The sequence below is a fragment of the Alteromonas sp. H39 genome (genome assembly GCF_047556435.1).
Lineage (GTDB): Bacteria > Pseudomonadota > Gammaproteobacteria > Enterobacterales > Alteromonadaceae > Alteromonas.
This window is the reverse complement of the sequence record NZ_CP180210.1, coordinates 813,783-828,962: the sequence shown is the minus strand read 5'-3', so window position 1 is coordinate 828,962 and position 15,180 is coordinate 813,783. Positions and strand designations below refer to the sequence as shown.

The following is a 15,180-nucleotide window of genomic DNA, read 5'->3' as shown; positions in this document are numbered from 1 at the left end:
CGTGTCACGCATCATGCAGGCTGTCAATGGCACCACAGCCTGCTGCCTGCTATCACGCCAGTCGATGCGTTCTCGTCATACCCACACTCTTAACCGCTGAAATCTGTTATTATTCCGTTGCACTTGCCCGCGAGAGGCGAAAAAGTTGAAACGTGGACAACGGGATTGAAAAAACAGGATAAAAAGCGGGATAACGCGATTAGAAAAGCGCTGACAGCGGTGTGCGAGACGTTACTGGACTCTCAGCCGGGCTTCGTCTGGCTCACTCATAAAGTTGATTACAAGCGCTTTCCACAAAGCCTTACAATTGTGCTGATATTTGAAAATGACAGCCAGATGCAACAGTGTAAAGTGAAGGCTTTACCGGATATTGGTCGTCTCGTTACATCACACCTGAGCGAGGCAGGCATTATTGTGCCTTGCATCGATCGTCATCTGCACTTCGACAGTGAAGCGGCCTGTAAGGCCGACCACAATGGCAACTGGGCGCGACGCCTGTCGGGTCATTGAGCATATGTGGGTATGCATACTGACCAGAGCCGCGCCACACCCGATATTTTTTATTCCAGCGCTTTAGGCTTATCTGTGTAGGGTGGCCACCCCATAAGTTTGCCAGCCAATACGTGCAAATGTATGTGGTACACGGTCTGGCCACCAAATTCATTGCAGTTCATCACGGTGCGGTAGCCCTCTTCGGCAACCCCCATTTCATCTGCCAGTTTTGCGGCTACGTAAGAGAGATGTCCCACCACCACTCTGTCTTCTTCGGTAATGGCATTAATCGTCTCAATCGGCTTTTTCGGAATGACCAGGAAGTGAATAGGTGCCTGCGGATTAATATCTTTAAAAGCCAGCGATATGTCATCTTCGTAAATAATATCGGCAGGAATTTCGCGGTTAATGATTTTGCTAAATATCGTGTCAGACATAGTCCCTTTTTCCTATTTCTTGATGAAACACCCAAACCCGCGCGCTACACTCGCAAGCGATTGTCATGCCATAGTCGGTTATGCGAAGACAAACCACAATAGTATCGCTCCCAATAATAGGCGATAAATGACAAACGGTAACATGCCGATACGCGAAATCCAGCTCAAAAACAGATAGATACACAAATAGGCGCTAACAAAGGAGAAGGCCGCACCGTAAAACAATGCCGTCCAGTCCACTCCGTCACCAGCAGAAATCAGATCCAGCGTAGCCAGCGTGCCGGCCCCCAAAATAACCGGGATGGACAATAAGAACGAAAAGCGCGCGGTACTCTCTCTGTCCAGCCCTAGCATCAGACCTGCTGTCATCGTGATACCGGAGCGCGACGTTCCAGGAATCAGTGACAGCACTTGCGCAAGGCCGATAATCAGTGCCTGTTTCCAGGTTAACGTGTCTAGCTGCTGCTGGCGTTTGGCTGTGGCATCGGCATACCATAACAGCAAACCGAAAATAATGGTTGTGGCTGCGATCACCAGCGCCGTTCTGGCATTCATTTCAATCCAGTCTTTCATCAGAAAGCCAATGACCACTGCCGGAATGGTTGCGATGATAACCCACCAGGCCAGTTTACTGTCGACAGACTGATGGCGGCTGAATCCCTGCGTAACCCAGGCTACCGTCATCTTCCCAATTTCCTGCCGAAAATAAATCATTACCGCCAGCAAACTCCCCACATGCACTGCGACATCAAACGCCAGCCCCTGACTTCGCCAACCAAACAGTTCTGCGGGTAACAGCAGATGGCCGGAACTACTTATCGGCAAAAATTCAGTGATCCCCTGGATGATTGCAAGGATGATAATTTCAAAAAGTGTCATGCCGGTTTACGAGCTCCATTCAAAGGCAATTGGCCAGAGTGATTGAGATGACGCGTCGAATTCGCGCCATAAGGTTGCATAGCTTTTCTTTTCTACAGGATGCAGTGTGTCCGGCACCAGTTCCGCCAAAGGCTGTAACACAAAAGCATTATATAAGATCTCGCCACGAGGCAACTCCACCGGCGTCGTGGTTACCATGTCATCGTAAGTCAGTAAATCAAGATCCAGCGTTCTGGAACAGAACTTTTTGTCGGTATGAACGCGGCCATTTTCCTTCTCAATTTGCTTTAAACGATGACAAACCTCGTCTACTGGTAACGTCGTGACAGCACGAACTACCAGATTATAGAAAGGCTTTCCGTCGAACCCGACCGCTTCGCTTTCGTAAACGCGCGAGACGCAAACGTCGCTGAAGTGAGCTTCCAGTGCGATGCGCGACTGCCTGGTGTGGTAAGCACGGTCGATGTTAGTGCCTACGCTGATAAGGATAACGTGGGGATGTATCAACGGCGGGATAACTCCATACTGACAGCTACATTATCAGCATCTTTTAGAATACTGGGCTTGGATACCGTCAGTTCGATGCTCGACGCACTAAATGTTGCCAGCACACTTTTCATGATGGCGTTGCCAAATGCCTCCAACAATTCGAACTGACTTTCGCCAGCCAGTTTCTGTATGTGTTCTGCAACAGCGGCATAGTCAATTGTGTCCTGCACATCATCTGACTCCATGGCCCGCCCCAGGTCCGCGTGCAGAGTAATGTCCAGTTTTAATGTTGTATTTTGGGTTCTTTCCCAGTCATAAACGCCAATCAGTGTATCGACGCTGAGCCCGGTAATCGTAATTTTTTCCATTCCCCGTACCATCTTTTCAGGGTTGTCCTGCAGGATATTGCGTGCCTGGCCCTGTCTGACCAAATTTGTCTGAATTTTCTCTGCTATGCAATGGCAGTGCCTGGTTGTCTTACCAGCACATTAATTGATGCACAATTCTGGCGCAATCCTGAGGATTCTAGTAGTGTGACGTCAGTGTAACGTGAACGCTGACAGTAATACATGATCGCATTGATAATTCTGATGACTGCCACCGCCTATCTGTTTGGCTCGCTTTCCAGTGCAGTGGTGATCTGTCAGCTTTATCGGCTACCCGATCCCCGCCTTGCGGGTTCCGGCAATCCCGGTGCGACTAATGTATTTCGCCTTGGTGGTAAAGTCCCTGCCGTCCTCGTACTGGTAATGGACATTTTAAAAGGTACTATCCCGGTCTATGGCAGCTACTTTCTCGGTATCGAACCGTTGTACCTTGGGATTATCGCAATAGCCGCCTGTCTGGGACATATTTTCCCGCTTTACTTCGGTTTTAAGGGCGGAAAAGGCGTCGCAACCGCTTTTGGCGCAATGCTACCTATTGGACTCGATTTGGCCGGACTGCTTATTTTCACCTGGATTGCTGTGGTTTTTCTTACCGGATTTTCTTCATTAGGTGCTATTGTCGCAGTAGCCCTTGCGCCGCTTTTCACCTTTTTTATTAAGCCGTTATATACCCTGCCAGTGGCGATGCTGTCTATTCTGATTATCGCCAGGCATAAAGACAATATCATCAGACTGTTATCACGCAACGAAAGTAAAGTCTGGCATAAAGGCAGAATTAAAGAGTAAGTTTGCACTAACCGCTCTTACCGCGTCGTAATTTTCTCCATGTTATTGTTCCTAAAACCCAGCTACCAGACGCAATGTCGTTAATCACGGTTTTTACATGATCACTTTTGTATAAACCAAAGCTGGCACACCGCTGTAACAAGAAGAGCGATACTGCACTACACTTTTTTCGCTCCCGCCAATAGTGGCCGGTTTAAAATGGCGATAAGGTCGTCGGGCATTGACGGTAAGTTCCGAAGCAAAGATACGGATGCGCGGGCGCGACGGGTTTACAGCGTAACGAGGAGAAGTAATGGGTTCTGAAGAAGTCGAAATAGATGGCCAGTTGATAACAGTACAAATGCCGGTAAGCCACATCAATGTCAGCGACAAACATGTAACTTACAGCGATGCATCGGGTCCTTCATCATGCACCTTCAGCTCGCCCCACATCGCGCAGGAGTTTGCTGACTGGTTACGCTCACAATCAGTGTAACCCGCCAGCTTCCCGCCATTCGGTTCTGGTGAAAAGAATGTCCATTCGCCCGCATCAGAGCACGGGTACGTTGCTACTTTAAACCTTGTGCAAAGATTGTCCCGTCGCTGGCGACATCTGATAGCAGGGGCAATTCCATTATCTGCGCAATCCCCGGATATACCTCTAACGATGACATTGAGGGTAACGTTTCCCCCTTTTTGAAGGCTGGCCCGGCAGCCACAAAGGTCGCGCCCATATCGGGGTGTTCTGGCAGATAGCCATGACCGCCAGCGCTGACATGCTCACTGTCTTCACTGACAAATCTGGCTGGCGCTGATATCTCAAGTACGATATCGCCGGTTCTTGGCCCTTGTGAATAATGGCGTTGCTCGCGCTGCTGTTTATCAAGCACGATAAAACGCCCTTGCGCGTGGTTGGCCAGCCGCGCAGTTTCTTGCGCTATCCGCGTAGCGCCAACGCCGGGTCGGGCGTAAATCATGACCTGAGCACCTTCATTTTCGTACACAAAGTCTTCCGGAATTTCCAACGATTCAACCGTAACTACCTTATTCATATCCACGTTCGTCATGCCGTGATCGGATACCACCACCAGATTTACTGCTATGGGCAGTGCCTGCAAACGCCGGTAAAGCTGACCAACTAAGGCGTCTACACGCTGCACGGCATTGAAGGTTTCTTTTGCGTCAGGACCAAAATCGTGACCCACGGAATCGGTAAGCGAGAAGTATCCGGCGACAAAGCGCGGCCGGCTGGATTCTGGCAGCGATAACCATGCGATAATTTGGTCGATACGCTGCTGATAGTCTGAATATTTCGAATAGTGATAGTGATAGGTTGGCAGTGCACCGTTAATCCTGGCATCGGATTCAGGCCAGAAAAAAGTAGCGGCTTTATCACCGTGAAACTCAACCAGATTCCATAACGGTAGCGCCTGGATCCAGGTACTGTCCTTCAAGCCCTTTCCCATTCCATACATTGCATAGCCATCATCTTTCGGGCGCTGCTTGTCGTAAAAATAGTTATTTACAATGCCATGTTGTGAAGGGTGCAGACCGGTCACCAAAGAAATGTGGTTGGGAAACGTGTTAGCAGGATAAACCGGGATCATCGTTTGCGCTCTGACGCCCTGACGAGCAATGTCAGCGAGGTTGTTGGCCTGATGCTTTTCAATATAATCGTGACGAAAGCCATCCAGCGACAACAACACCACGTGCTGTTTGCTGTCGGCCGGCGTTTTTGGGGAGGGTGCTGCAAACGCGGCGCTACATGCGCCGCAAAGTAAAACTATGTATATAATCCAGACTGGCTTCATTGCCCTACATCATCTAAATGTCCTCGGGCAGTCCAATATGAAGATAGCCGCGCTCGTAGTCAATGGTAAGCACAAAATGCTTAAGAACATCATAACCCAGTAAGCCCGAAACCTGATTCCCCCGTATGCGGGTGCCTGTCTGCTCTTTAGCGCCTACATCCGTATTGATATGAAGATCCTGACCTTCTATCGGGGTAGAAACAATGACGTTTTCCACTTCATAGGGACCCAGGATCACAGAGGGCAGCAAAAACGATTCAATGTCCTGATCGCGGGCCACACCCACGGAGTCAGTGGTTACGGTTTTGAAGTTACCATCCAGCCAGTTGTTATTTCTGGCAATCCGACGCTCAACCATAATGCCGCCATTTAAACCGGTATCAAGGATAAGCCAGACATCTTCCTGTTTATTGAGCGTGACGTTAACCAGCAGCATATAACTTTTCGCGTCCTGCTCTACACGGACGTTGCGGTATTCAGCAATATTGATGCTGTCGCGATCAATCAGGCGAATGCGTTGATTGGGATAATCGACCTGGGTGATAAAGTCGTCGAAAAAGCCAGCACCCAGCAGCAGCGCGTGGTCCGGAGAGCCGAAATCCAGATCGACGAGCTTATCCAGCTCAAGATCTACACCAAAAATTTTTACATCAACGGCGTTGTAACGGTCGCGGATATCTTCGCCAAAAGGCCCTTTAATACGTGTGCGGCCTGCGCGGACAAAATCCGGTTTATAGTGTTCGATAAAAGCATGGCTTACGCCATTATGTTCAGCACCAGTGTCCAGAATGGCTTTAACCGGGTGCCCGGCCATTGTAATGTCCACCAGAATATGGCCATCATCAACCGTAAACGGCATCCAGTCGGTAGCGCCTGCGTTAGCATGGGATGAGACTGCCAGACAAAACAGTACCAGGCAGGTACGAATTCGCGCAATAATCATATCAACTTCCTTTTGGTAAATAGCTCCACTGCACAATCTTGTGCGGCGAAGAGTTTACCAGCAGGATAGTTGATAAGTAAGTCCAGTTTATGTCTGACAATCGGTTAAGTGTTTCTAAATTTTTCGACTGACACATTTGAGTGAAATCATCGTGTCTGACACGACACGATATATCGGGTGTGACTTCGCCACGGCGGTTTGCAAGACTGCAGGACAGGAAAGCGCAGGCTCCGGCGCCACGTGTGAACAGGCTTTATCTCATAAGTGAGCTGGAAAAGGATAAAAACGCCCCCTTTGCCGTGCAACTGTTCACCGCCACCCAGTGCAACCGGTCGCCATTTCGGTTAGCTGACGTCAACCTTGCCCAGGCTATCCAGAGGCCAGCGTGGTTTAGCCGGGCTGGATAAATCAAGTGTCTCACCAGCTTTCAGGCGTTGCATGCCAGCATATGCGATCATGGCACCATTATCGGTGCAAAACGCCAGGCTGGGGTAGTAAACCTCCCCTTTCATGTCCGCCATCAATTGCTGCATTTTTTCCCGAAGCATGGTGTTGGCACTGACCCCACCGGCAATCACCAGGCGCTTCATATTGGTCTGCTTCAGCGCGCGCCGGCATTTGATAATCAGGGTATCCACCACCGCTTCCTGAAAGGCATAGGCGATATTTGCTTTGGTTTGCTCACTGCCATCGGCATCGCGGATGGTATTGGCAGCAAAGGTTTTCAGGCCACTGAAACTGAACTCGAGACCTGGCCGGTCGGTCATCGGACGGGGGAATTTATAGTGCCCCGGTTCCCCTTTTTCCGCCAGCTTTGCCAGTAACGGCCCGCCCGGATAATCCAGACCTAACAGCTTTGCGGTTTTATCAAAAGCTTCCCCTGCGGCATCATCAATTGATTCGCCCAGCACCTCGTACTGACCAATTCCCTCAACCTTTACCAACATGGAATGCCCGCCAGACACTAACAATGCTACAAACGGAAACGCTGGGGCAGGCTCCTCAAGCATTGGGGCTAAAAGATGTCCCTCCATATGATGCACACCAACTGCGGGCACATTCCAGGCATAGGCCAGCGCACGGCCTACCGACGACCCTACCAACAAGGCGCCAACCAACCCAGGACCTTGTGTGAATGCCACACCATTCAGATCTTCACCTCGGGTATTGGCATCCGCCAGCGCTTTTTGGATAAGTGGGACAATTTTTCGAACATGATCCCTTGAGGCCAGTTCCGGCACGACGCCGCCGTAATCTGCATGCAGCTTTACCTGACTATAGAGCTCGTGAGATAACAACCCGAGTTTATCGTCGTAAACGGCAATACCGGTTTCATCGCAGGAAGTTTCAATACCCAAAATTCGCATTACTATCTGGCCTGTCGGTAGAGTATGTGTAGAATAAGGCGCAGAGTGTACCGTTATTGCCTTTGTCAGGGAATGCCGAAGCGGTAATTTTCCCTCGAACTGACTACTTTTTAGCAATTCAGGCTTTACATTCGTCTCAGATATGATTAGAATTTCGCACCATTTTTAACCCGGGTGCCTTTTTCGCGCACAATTTTAACCCGGAAATACTGATAAGTTTTGAGGTGAGAATTTAATGCCTATCGTTAAAGTTAGAGAAAACGAGCCGTTTGATGTAGCGCTGCGTCGCTTTAAGCGCTCTTGTGAAAAAGCAGGCGTTCTGTCTGAAGTTCGTCGTCGTGAGTTCTTCGAGAAGCCTACTTGGGAACGCAAGCGCAAAAAAGCTGCTGCTAAAAAGCGTCATCTGAAAAAACTGGCTCGTGAAAACGCACGTCGCGTAAAACTCTACTAAAACAGGGTTGGCAATTGAGTCAAAAAAGGTGTTGCTCCGGCAGCACCTTTTGTATTTCAGGGGCCTGAAAAGTGGCCTAACCAGACTTGTTACAGTAGCAATGTATTGTCGGCACTCAAGGTGTCCGAGTATTGGTGGTAAGCTACCGCAAACATTATTACTGTAAAAGGTACTACGCAAAGGAAATTATCATGGCTTTGATTGATGAGTTAAAAGATGCGCAAAAAGATGCCATGCGCGCGAAGGACAAAGTTCGTCTGGGTACAATTCGTATGACCCTGGCTGCGGTTAAGCAGCGTGAAATTGACGAGCAAATCACGCTGGACGACGCTGCCGTGTTAGCAGTGATTACTAAGGGCGTAAAACAACGTCAGGATGCGGCTGAGCAATATGACGCAGCAAACCGGGACGATTTGGCCTCAAAAGAGCGTGAAGAAATTGCAGTATTGGAAACTTTCCTGCCTCAGCAATTAACCGAAGACGAAATCAATTCGCTTATTGATAATGCCATTGCCAATACCGGTGCCACCGGCATGCAAGACATGGGCAAAGTGATGGGCGTACTGAAGCCTGAAGTACAGGGACGCACCGACATGGGCGCGTTAAGTGGCAAAGTCAAAGCGCGTCTGAACGCCTGATGCTATTTTCAACAACCTGTTGGATTCACGCCAACGGGTTGTTGCGCAACTTCCCCAGCCTGCTAAAGTACGGCTTGTTTTCTTTTCTGTAATGCACTTTCATGGCCGGTAAGATACCCCGCGATTTTATAGACGACCTTCTGGCGCGCACCGATGTGGTAGACGTGGTAGATAGCCGTGTGAAGCTGAAAAAAGCAGGCAAGAACTACCAGGCGTGTTGCCCTTTTCATAACGAAAAAACACCGTCTTTTACCGTTAGTCAGGACAAGCAGTTTTATCACTGTTTTGGCTGCGGCGCACACGGCAATGCCATTTCTTTCATTATGGAGTTCGATCGTCTCGAATTTGTCGAGGCCATTGAAGAACTGGCCAGGCACCACGGGCTGGAAGTCCCCCGCGAGAAAGGCTCGCGACCGGCAATGAGCGCCGAGAAAAAGCAGCAACTGGAAGATGACTACACGTTGATGGATAAGGTCGCCAGATTTTTCCAACACCAGTTGCGCAACCATCCAAAGAGTCAGCAAGCCATTGATTATCTGAAAGGCCGTGGATTATCCGGTGATATAGTCAAGCGTTGGGAAATCGGCTACGCCCCGGACGAATGGGATGCGGTGCTAAAGACCTTCGGTACTGATCATGAACGTATTAAACAGCTTATCGATTTAAAGCTGGTCAATAAAAACGACAACGGCAAAACCTACGACTTTTTCCGCCACCGTATCATGTTCCCCATTCGTGATCGTCGCGGCCGGGTAGTCGGTTTCGGCGGCCGGGTTCTAGAGGAAGGCGGTCCGAAATATCTGAACTCGCCGGAAACCCGTATATTCCACAAAGGCCACGAGCTTTTCGGCTTCTATCAGGCTAAGCAGGCTAATCGTCAGTTAAATAAAGTGATGATAGTAGAAGGCTACATGGACGTAGTTGCCCTTAGTCAGTTTGATATTAACATTGCCACAGCGGCGCTGGGTACGGCCACCACTCCTGAGCATTTACAATTACTGACGCGCGGCACATCGCAAATCGTCTGCTGCTATGACGGTGATCGTGCCGGCCGTGATGCCGCCTGGCGCGCGCTGGAAAATGCCCTGCCTGCGCTCAAAGACGGTGTGCAGCTGTCGTTCTTGTTTTTACCCGACGGCGAAGACCCGGACACCATGGTGCGAAAAATAGGTCACGATGCGTTTATGGAACTGACCGACACCGCCATGCCGCTATCGCGATTCTTCTTCGACAGTCTGCTGAAAACGCATCAGGTTGGTACGCCTGAAGGTAAAATGGCGTTGAAAAATGCTGCGCAGCCACTGATTGACCAAGTGTTAGGTGATGATCAGCGAACCTTACTACAGGAGGAGCTGGCAAAGCATCTCGGGGAATATGACAGATTCAGGTTACAGCAGGATATCGCTAAAGCGAACCGTGGCTCAGGCAAGCCCGGACGTTCTGCGTCACAACATGGTGCGCAAAAAACCCGTTTATCTCCCCTTCGGATGATGATCAGATTATTACTGGATAAGCCGTCTCTCGCTGCAGAGTGTGAAGAAGTGGTTCCTGCTATTTTGCAAAGCAGTGGGATGCCAGGAATGACCGTATTAATGGATGTACATGATTATTGCCAGCGTTATCCGCGTGCTAATACGGCGCAGGTTGTTGAAAACTTCCGCGATCATCCCCACTCATCAAACATTACGAAGTTACTGCTTCAGGAACACCTTGTTGCAGATGAGGACGCAGAACAGGTCTATCGTGACAGTTTTGCTAAGCTACTGGACTGGCATTTCGACAGCAGGATTGAAACTCTGATCTCTCAGTCGCGGGTACAACCGTTGACGCAGTCGGAGAAACAAGAGCTAAACCTGCTAATGAGAGAACGTCAGAAATCGTAATAGTGTGATTTCTGGCTAAAAAATCCGCCGGAATTCTGGTCAAAACCTTAATATTTCTGCTATACTGGCTAATTCGCCGCAGTCCATGTGAAACGTGGGTTTGTGAGATTTTCTCGCCAGAGATCGGGCAGTAAGACCCGGACTGGATAACGATTCCAGAGAGTTATACCGGGTAGGCGGCATTGATACGACAGTAAACAATTTACGTATACGTAGAGTGTTTAATGCAAATTAATTGAATGTGAGAAGTGTAGGGTATATGGCGCAAAGCAAGCAGTCTCAGATTAAACTCCTGATTGCAAAAGGTAAAGAGCAAGGGTATCTCACTTTTGCAGAAGTTAACGACCACCTGCCGCAAGACATCGTCGATTCTGATCAAATCGAAGATATTATCCGCATGATCAATGATATGGGCATCCAGGTTTCTGAGTCAGCCCCTGACTCTGACGAACTGCTCATGCAAGAAGCCACCGCTGACGAAGACGCTGCAGAAGCAGCGGCACAGGCACTGGCAACAGTAGAAAGTGAAATTGGCCGCACCACTGACCCGGTTCGCATGTACATGCGTGAAATGGGCACCGTTGAACTGCTTACCCGCGAAGGCGAGATTGAAATCGCAAAACGTATTGAAGACGGGATTAATCAGGTTCAGTGCTCCGTTGCAGAATACCCGGAAGCCATCACTTATCTGCTTGACCAGTGGGACCTCTATGAAGCGGAAGAAATACGCTTAGGCGACATTATTTCCGGGTTTGTCGATCCTGACGATGAACAGGATCTGGCACCAACGGCGACCCACATCGGTTCTGAGCTTTCAGAAGAAGAGCTGGAAGACGAAGACGATGATGAAGACGAAGACGACGAAGACGAAGATGAAGGTGGCGTTGATCCTGAGATGGCGCGCGAGCGTTTTGCCGAGCTCAGAGAGCAGTATGTAAAAACCCGCAGTGTTATCGAAGCGAAAGGCCGTGCTCATGCAGATGCCCGCGAGCAAATCACTGCACTAAGCGACATCTTTAAAGAATTCCGTCTGGTACCTAAGCAGTTCGATCGCATGGTGAAAAACATGCGTGAGATGATGGACAAAGTCCGCATCCAGGAACGTCTGGTAATGAAGTACTGTGTGGTTAACGCAAAGATGCCGAAGAAAGACTTTATTAAGTCATTCGCAGGCAACGAAACGTCATCCAAATGGCTGGGTGAGGCAATTGCGTCAAAAGCCGCTTATGCAGATGCACTGGCGGTGAACCGCGAAGAAATCGAACGCTGCATTTCAAAAATGAATCAGGTTGAGCAAGAAACCGGCCTGGTCATTGCTGACATTAAAGATATTAACCGTCGCATGTCGATTGGTGAGGCAAAAGCACGCCGCGCCAAGAAAGAGATGGTTGAGGCAAACTTACGTCTGGTAATTTCTATCGCGAAGAAATACACCAACCGCGGTCTGCAGTTCTTGGATTTGATTCAGGAAGGTAATATCGGTCTGATGAAAGCGGTAGATAAATTCGAATACCGTCGTGGTTATAAGTTCTCTACTTACGCCACATGGTGGATTCGTCAGGCTATCACGCGTTCAATCGCGGACCAGGCACGTACAATTCGTATCCCGGTTCACATGATTGAGACCATTAATAAACTGAATCGTATCTCTCGCCAGATGCTTCAGGAGATGGGTCGTGAGCCGACGCCGGAAGAATTGTCTGAACGCATGCTCATGCCGGAAGATAAAATTCGTAAGGTGCTGAAAATTGCCAAAGAGCCTATCTCCATGGAGACGCCAATTGGTGATGATGAAGATTCACATCTGGGAGACTTCATCGAGGACAACACAATTATTCAGCCCCTCGATTCAGCCACTGGCGGTAGCCTGAAAAATGCGACACAGGAAGTGCTTGCAGGCCTGACAGCTCGTGAAGCGAAAGTTCTGCGTATGCGTTTCGGTATCGATATGAATACTGACCACACGCTGGAAGAAGTGGGCAAACAGTTCGACGTTACCCGCGAGCGTATTCGTCAGATTGAAGCGAAAGCGCTTCGTAAACTGCGTCACCCAAGCCGCTCTGAGCAGCTTCGCAGCTTCCTTGACGAGTAAATTCGACTACCTGAAAAAAGCCGGCCATGTTGCCGGCTTTTTTGTGTGTAACTCCCACCGATTCTCTTTACATAAAAGCGCATTCATTCGCTCTTATGCCTTAGCAACAATTACCAAACCCTACTGTTAAATCCCCGTTCATGTGCTTGCTGAACGAGACGCGCTCCCTCTTGCTGCACGAACGGGCCAGCTCTGCGACATACTTGCTAACAAGATTTTACGCTTTATCGCATTTATCTGATTTAGCATAGCCACACCTCTGCCAGTTTTCAGTTGGCAATTCAGAAAGGACCAGGTTGTGAACAACGTAATTTGGGCGTTTATTTTGATGTTTTCTTTTGCGACCACAGCGGTCGCCGCGTCGATGTCTGAACGTCAGAAGCATGAACAGTTGGAAGAAATAAAAGTCCGAATTAAAGCGCATTATGTGCTGGAGTCCGCACTGCCTCATATCAACGAGGGACTGGACGAGTTTGCAAGATCAAAAGGCTTTGAGCAAATAAAGGACAAACGGACCTTCTCTGAAGCGCTCACACAACAGCTTCACGCCTATGACAAACACTTCAGCGTCCGTTGGAACGATCCCGATGTTGATGAGGCTCGAGAAAGTGGAAAGGAGCCATGGCCAGAAAAAATCGCACGCCAGAATTATGGCTTTGCTGCGGTAGAAAACCTGAAGGGAAACGTAGGTTATATTAATCTGCACGCATTTGCTGAGCTCACCGCCACTACCAGAGCTTTAGCTGATGCGGCTGTCACATTGGTCAAAGACAGTGATGTGATAATCATCGATCTTCGTGAGAATGGCGGAGGCAGTCCGGATATGGTTCGCTTTTTGTCGAGCTTTTTGCTGGAGGCACGAACCCACCTTAACAGTTTTTATGACCGCGAGTCGGACAACATGACGGAATTCTGGACGATGGACGACGTGCCATCGTGGCTTGCGAACACGCCACTTTATATATTAACCAGTCAGAATACTTTTTCGGCAGCAGAAGAGTTTGCCTATAACCTCAAGCACCTGAAGCGTGCAACGTTGATTGGGGAGGTCACCCGGGGCGGCGCGAATCCGTGGCGCTATTTTACCACCAGTGATAATTTTGAGGTGGGGATACCAACCGCGATGGCCGTGAATCCGATCACCAAGACTAACTGGGAAGGAAAAGGGGTAATCCCTCACATTGTAGTTTCTGCGAGTAACGCCAAAACGCGAGCGTATGAAGAAGCCCTGATATGGCTATCTTCCCGGGTTAACCATTATGCAAAAGACGAAATAGAGATGACACTGAGCCAATTAACCAAACGGGCGCATGCGCAGCCGAATTAACAACACGCTATGCAGCCTTTGCTATTGCTCTGGTCTGCCGTCGTCGTTAAGAGGCCCAGAGTCACCATCTTGCTGTCGACTGGCACCAAGTCGCTGCCCTTTAAGCGCTTCTGGTGTATTGTCTGCCACATAAGCGCCCCGCTCTCCCATGGGTTTTGGCGATCCTGTTGTGCTGTCTTGCGTTGTCTGTAACTCAATAGCGGAATTAAGCTCTGCTCCCAGCAGAATGATAAACGCGCTGATGAACAGCCACATCAGCAACACAATAATGCCCCCGACTGACCCGTAAGTTCTGTCGTACGTGTCAAACGAATTCAGATACAAAGAGAATGCATAGGTAGCCAGCAACCAGAAAACCGTCGCCATAAAGGATCCCGGCGTCACCCATCGCCATTTCGCTGGTGCCCGATGCGGCCCGTATCGATAGAGCGCAGCCAGTGTCAGATTAAATATCAATACCAAGACAGGCCAGGTGATCCATTTCACTGATTCATCACTGATTTCATAGCCGGTAAGCCAACTTATCCATTGCGGTAGTACTGTCATGGTCAGCAGCGCAATTATCACTACAGCAATCCCACTACAGGTAAACCAGATACGTGCCAGCAGTGCTTTGAAAAACCCCCGGTTACGTGACTCGTAGTAGGTAATATTACAGGCGGTAATCAGCGCATTAGCCCCTTTACTGGAGCTCCACACGGTTAGCAACAAACTGAAAAATACGCCCCAGCTTAGAGTCGCATTCGACTTATCCATCAGGCTTTCCATTTGCTCTTCCAATATCCCCCGGCTTTCCGGCGGCACTACATTTAGCAGAGTCAGAAAATGTGACTGCAGGTCTTCGGTAGAAAATACCAATCCGTATAGCGAGACCGTACCTGCGAGTAACGGAAATATGGCCAGAAGGAAATAAAAGGCGACACCAGCAGAGATCAGTGACAAATTGTGCTGCTCTATCTTGCCATAAACGCGACGCAGAATATCCCACCACGCCTCTCTTGGAAGCTGAACAAAAGACTGCGCATCATGCTGACTGGCCAATATACGCTCCTGACGTCGGCTGACTCGGACCTGAATGTAGTCAGCACAAATTAGTTTTCATATCCCCGGTCGTGTCGCTGAATATGCCAGGGTGTAAGCCTATATGTAGTACTCCCGGACACGTGATCAAGATTACTCATGCCTCAAATCAGATTGTGGCATGCATGACACACTCTCCC

Annotated in this window: 16 protein-coding genes; 8 read left to right on the top strand and 8 right to left on the bottom strand. The window is 49.3% G+C overall.

From position 1 onward, the window contains the following. The first annotated feature begins 165 nt into the window (after positions 1–165). Complete coding sequence (locus tag ACLBLI_RS03535; RefSeq protein WP_414829783.1) at positions 166–510, top strand: Fis family transcriptional regulator; 345 nt, start codon at positions 166–168, stop codon at positions 508–510. Positions 511–560: 50 nt separating this feature from the next. Here ACLBLI_RS03535 and ACLBLI_RS03530 read toward each other — a convergent pair whose 3' ends face one another. The 4 genes from ACLBLI_RS03530 to folB all read right to left on the bottom strand — a co-directional run bounded on the left by ACLBLI_RS03530 (position 561) and on the right by folB (position 2,665). Continuing rightward, positions 561–929, bottom strand: a complete 369-nt coding sequence (locus tag ACLBLI_RS03530) for a histidine triad nucleotide-binding protein (protein WP_414829782.1) — start codon at positions 927–929, stop codon at positions 561–563. Positions 930–1,007: 78 nt separating this feature from the next. Beyond that, entirely contained in the window at positions 1,008–1,808 is an 801-nt protein-coding gene (locus ACLBLI_RS03525; RefSeq protein WP_414829781.1) for an undecaprenyl-diphosphate phosphatase, read from the bottom strand. 6 nt (positions 1,809–1,814) lie between these two features. Next, the gene (gene folK / locus ACLBLI_RS03520) at positions 1,815–2,312 is read right to left on the bottom strand and encodes a 2-amino-4-hydroxy-6-hydroxymethyldihydropteridine diphosphokinase (RefSeq protein WP_414830895.1); all 498 of its coding nucleotides are present in this window, start codon (positions 2,310–2,312) and stop codon (positions 1,815–1,817) included. Next, positions 2,312–2,665 carry a dihydroneopterin aldolase gene (folB, locus tag ACLBLI_RS03515; protein ID WP_414829780.1) on the bottom strand — a complete coding sequence of 118 codons (354 nt, stop codon included), beginning with the start codon at positions 2,663–2,665 and terminating at the stop codon, positions 2,312–2,314. The genes folK and folB overlap by 1 nt, the downstream gene beginning before the upstream one ends. Positions 2,666–2,866: 201 nt before the next feature. Between folB and plsY the strand changes: the two genes are divergently transcribed. Both plsY and ACLBLI_RS03505 read left to right on the top strand, forming a co-directional pair. Then, positions 2,867–3,469: a glycerol-3-phosphate 1-O-acyltransferase PlsY gene (gene plsY / locus ACLBLI_RS03510; protein WP_414829779.1), complete on the top strand. Its 603-nt coding sequence runs from the start codon at positions 2,867–2,869 to the stop codon at positions 3,467–3,469. A 292-nt stretch (positions 3,470–3,761) separates the two neighbouring features. Further along, on the top strand, positions 3,762–3,944 hold the full coding sequence (locus ACLBLI_RS03505) for a hypothetical protein (RefSeq protein ID WP_414829778.1): 183 nt from the start codon (positions 3,762–3,764) through the stop codon (positions 3,942–3,944). Between the two features lie 73 nt (positions 3,945–4,017). On the opposite strand, the gene ACLBLI_RS03500 is transcribed toward ACLBLI_RS03505, so the two are convergent. The 3 genes from ACLBLI_RS03500 to tsaD form a co-directional block, all read right to left on the bottom strand. Further along, complete coding sequence (locus tag ACLBLI_RS03500; protein WP_414829777.1) at positions 4,018–5,259, bottom strand: alkaline phosphatase family protein; 1,242 nt, start codon at positions 5,257–5,259, stop codon at positions 4,018–4,020. 13 nt (positions 5,260–5,272) lie between these two features. Further along, positions 5,273–6,202, bottom strand: a complete 930-nt coding sequence (locus ACLBLI_RS03495; protein ID WP_414829776.1) for a signal protein PDZ — start codon at positions 6,200–6,202, stop codon at positions 5,273–5,275. A gap of 344 nt (positions 6,203–6,546) precedes the next feature. Then, positions 6,547–7,569 (bottom strand): tRNA (adenosine(37)-N6)-threonylcarbamoyltransferase complex transferase subunit TsaD, encoded by a 1,023-nt coding sequence (gene tsaD / locus ACLBLI_RS03490; protein ID WP_414829775.1) that lies wholly within the window; start codon positions 7,567–7,569, stop codon positions 6,547–6,549. Between the two features lie 235 nt (positions 7,570–7,804). On the opposite strand from tsaD, the gene rpsU reads away from it, so the two are divergent. The 5 genes from rpsU to ACLBLI_RS03465 all read left to right on the top strand — a co-directional run bounded on the left by rpsU (position 7,805) and on the right by ACLBLI_RS03465 (position 13,960). Then, positions 7,805–8,020: a 30S ribosomal protein S21 gene (gene rpsU, locus ACLBLI_RS03485; protein ID WP_012517258.1), complete on the top strand. Its 216-nt coding sequence runs from the start codon at positions 7,805–7,807 to the stop codon at positions 8,018–8,020. Positions 8,021–8,211: 191 nt separating this feature from the next. After that, complete coding sequence (locus tag ACLBLI_RS03480; RefSeq protein WP_414829774.1) at positions 8,212–8,658, top strand: GatB/YqeY domain-containing protein; 447 nt, start codon at positions 8,212–8,214, stop codon at positions 8,656–8,658. A gap of 101 nt (positions 8,659–8,759) precedes the next feature. Continuing rightward, positions 8,760–10,541, top strand: a complete 1,782-nt coding sequence (dnaG, locus tag ACLBLI_RS03475) for a DNA primase (protein ID WP_414829773.1) — start codon at positions 8,760–8,762, stop codon at positions 10,539–10,541. 259 nt (positions 10,542–10,800) lie between these two features. Then, complete coding sequence (gene rpoD / locus ACLBLI_RS03470; RefSeq protein ID WP_414830894.1) at positions 10,801–12,633, top strand: RNA polymerase sigma factor RpoD; 1,833 nt, start codon at positions 10,801–10,803, stop codon at positions 12,631–12,633. Between the two features lie 298 nt (positions 12,634–12,931). Continuing rightward, positions 12,932–13,960: a S41 family peptidase gene (locus ACLBLI_RS03465; protein WP_414829772.1), complete on the top strand. Its 1,029-nt coding sequence runs from the start codon at positions 12,932–12,934 to the stop codon at positions 13,958–13,960. A 21-nt stretch (positions 13,961–13,981) separates the two neighbouring features. Here the strand turns inward: ACLBLI_RS03465 and ACLBLI_RS03460 are convergent, their stop codons facing one another. Further along, positions 13,982–15,001 (bottom strand): YihY/virulence factor BrkB family protein, encoded by a 1,020-nt coding sequence (locus ACLBLI_RS03460; protein ID WP_414829771.1) that lies wholly within the window; start codon positions 14,999–15,001, stop codon positions 13,982–13,984. Between the last annotated feature and the right edge of the window lie 179 nt (positions 15,002–15,180).

Bases quoted from the DNA above. Each gene is read 5' to 3' on its own strand.
- ACLBLI_RS03530 (WP_414829782.1), bottom strand. From the start codon at position 929: ATGTCTGACACGATATTTAGCAAAATCATTAACCGCGAAATTCCTGCC.
- ACLBLI_RS03525 (WP_414829781.1), bottom strand. From the start codon at position 1,808: ATGACACTTTTTGAAATTATCATCCTTGCAATCATCCAGGGGATCACT.
- folB (WP_414829780.1), bottom strand. From the start codon at position 2,665: ATGGAAAAAATTACGATTACCGGGCTCAGCGTCGATACACTGATTGGC.
- plsY (WP_414829779.1), top strand. From the start codon at position 2,867: ATGATCGCATTGATAATTCTGATGACTGCCACCGCCTATCTGTTTGGC.
- ACLBLI_RS03505 (WP_414829778.1), top strand. From the start codon at position 3,762: ATGGGTTCTGAAGAAGTCGAAATAGATGGCCAGTTGATAACAGTACAA.
- ACLBLI_RS03500 (WP_414829777.1), bottom strand. From the start codon at position 5,259: ATGAAGCCAGTCTGGATTATATACATAGTTTTACTTTGCGGCGCATGT.
- ACLBLI_RS03495 (WP_414829776.1), bottom strand. From the start codon at position 6,202: ATGATTATTGCGCGAATTCGTACCTGCCTGGTACTGTTTTGTCTGGCA.
- tsaD (WP_414829775.1), bottom strand. From the start codon at position 7,569: ATGCGAATTTTGGGTATTGAAACTTCCTGCGATGAAACCGGTATTGCC.
- rpsU (WP_012517258.1), top strand. From the start codon at position 7,805: ATGCCTATCGTTAAAGTTAGAGAAAACGAGCCGTTTGATGTAGCGCTG.
- ACLBLI_RS03480 (WP_414829774.1), top strand. From the start codon at position 8,212: ATGGCTTTGATTGATGAGTTAAAAGATGCGCAAAAAGATGCCATGCGC.
- dnaG (WP_414829773.1), top strand. From the start codon at position 8,760: ATGGCCGGTAAGATACCCCGCGATTTTATAGACGACCTTCTGGCGCGC.
- rpoD (WP_414830894.1), top strand. From the start codon at position 10,801: ATGGCGCAAAGCAAGCAGTCTCAGATTAAACTCCTGATTGCAAAAGGT.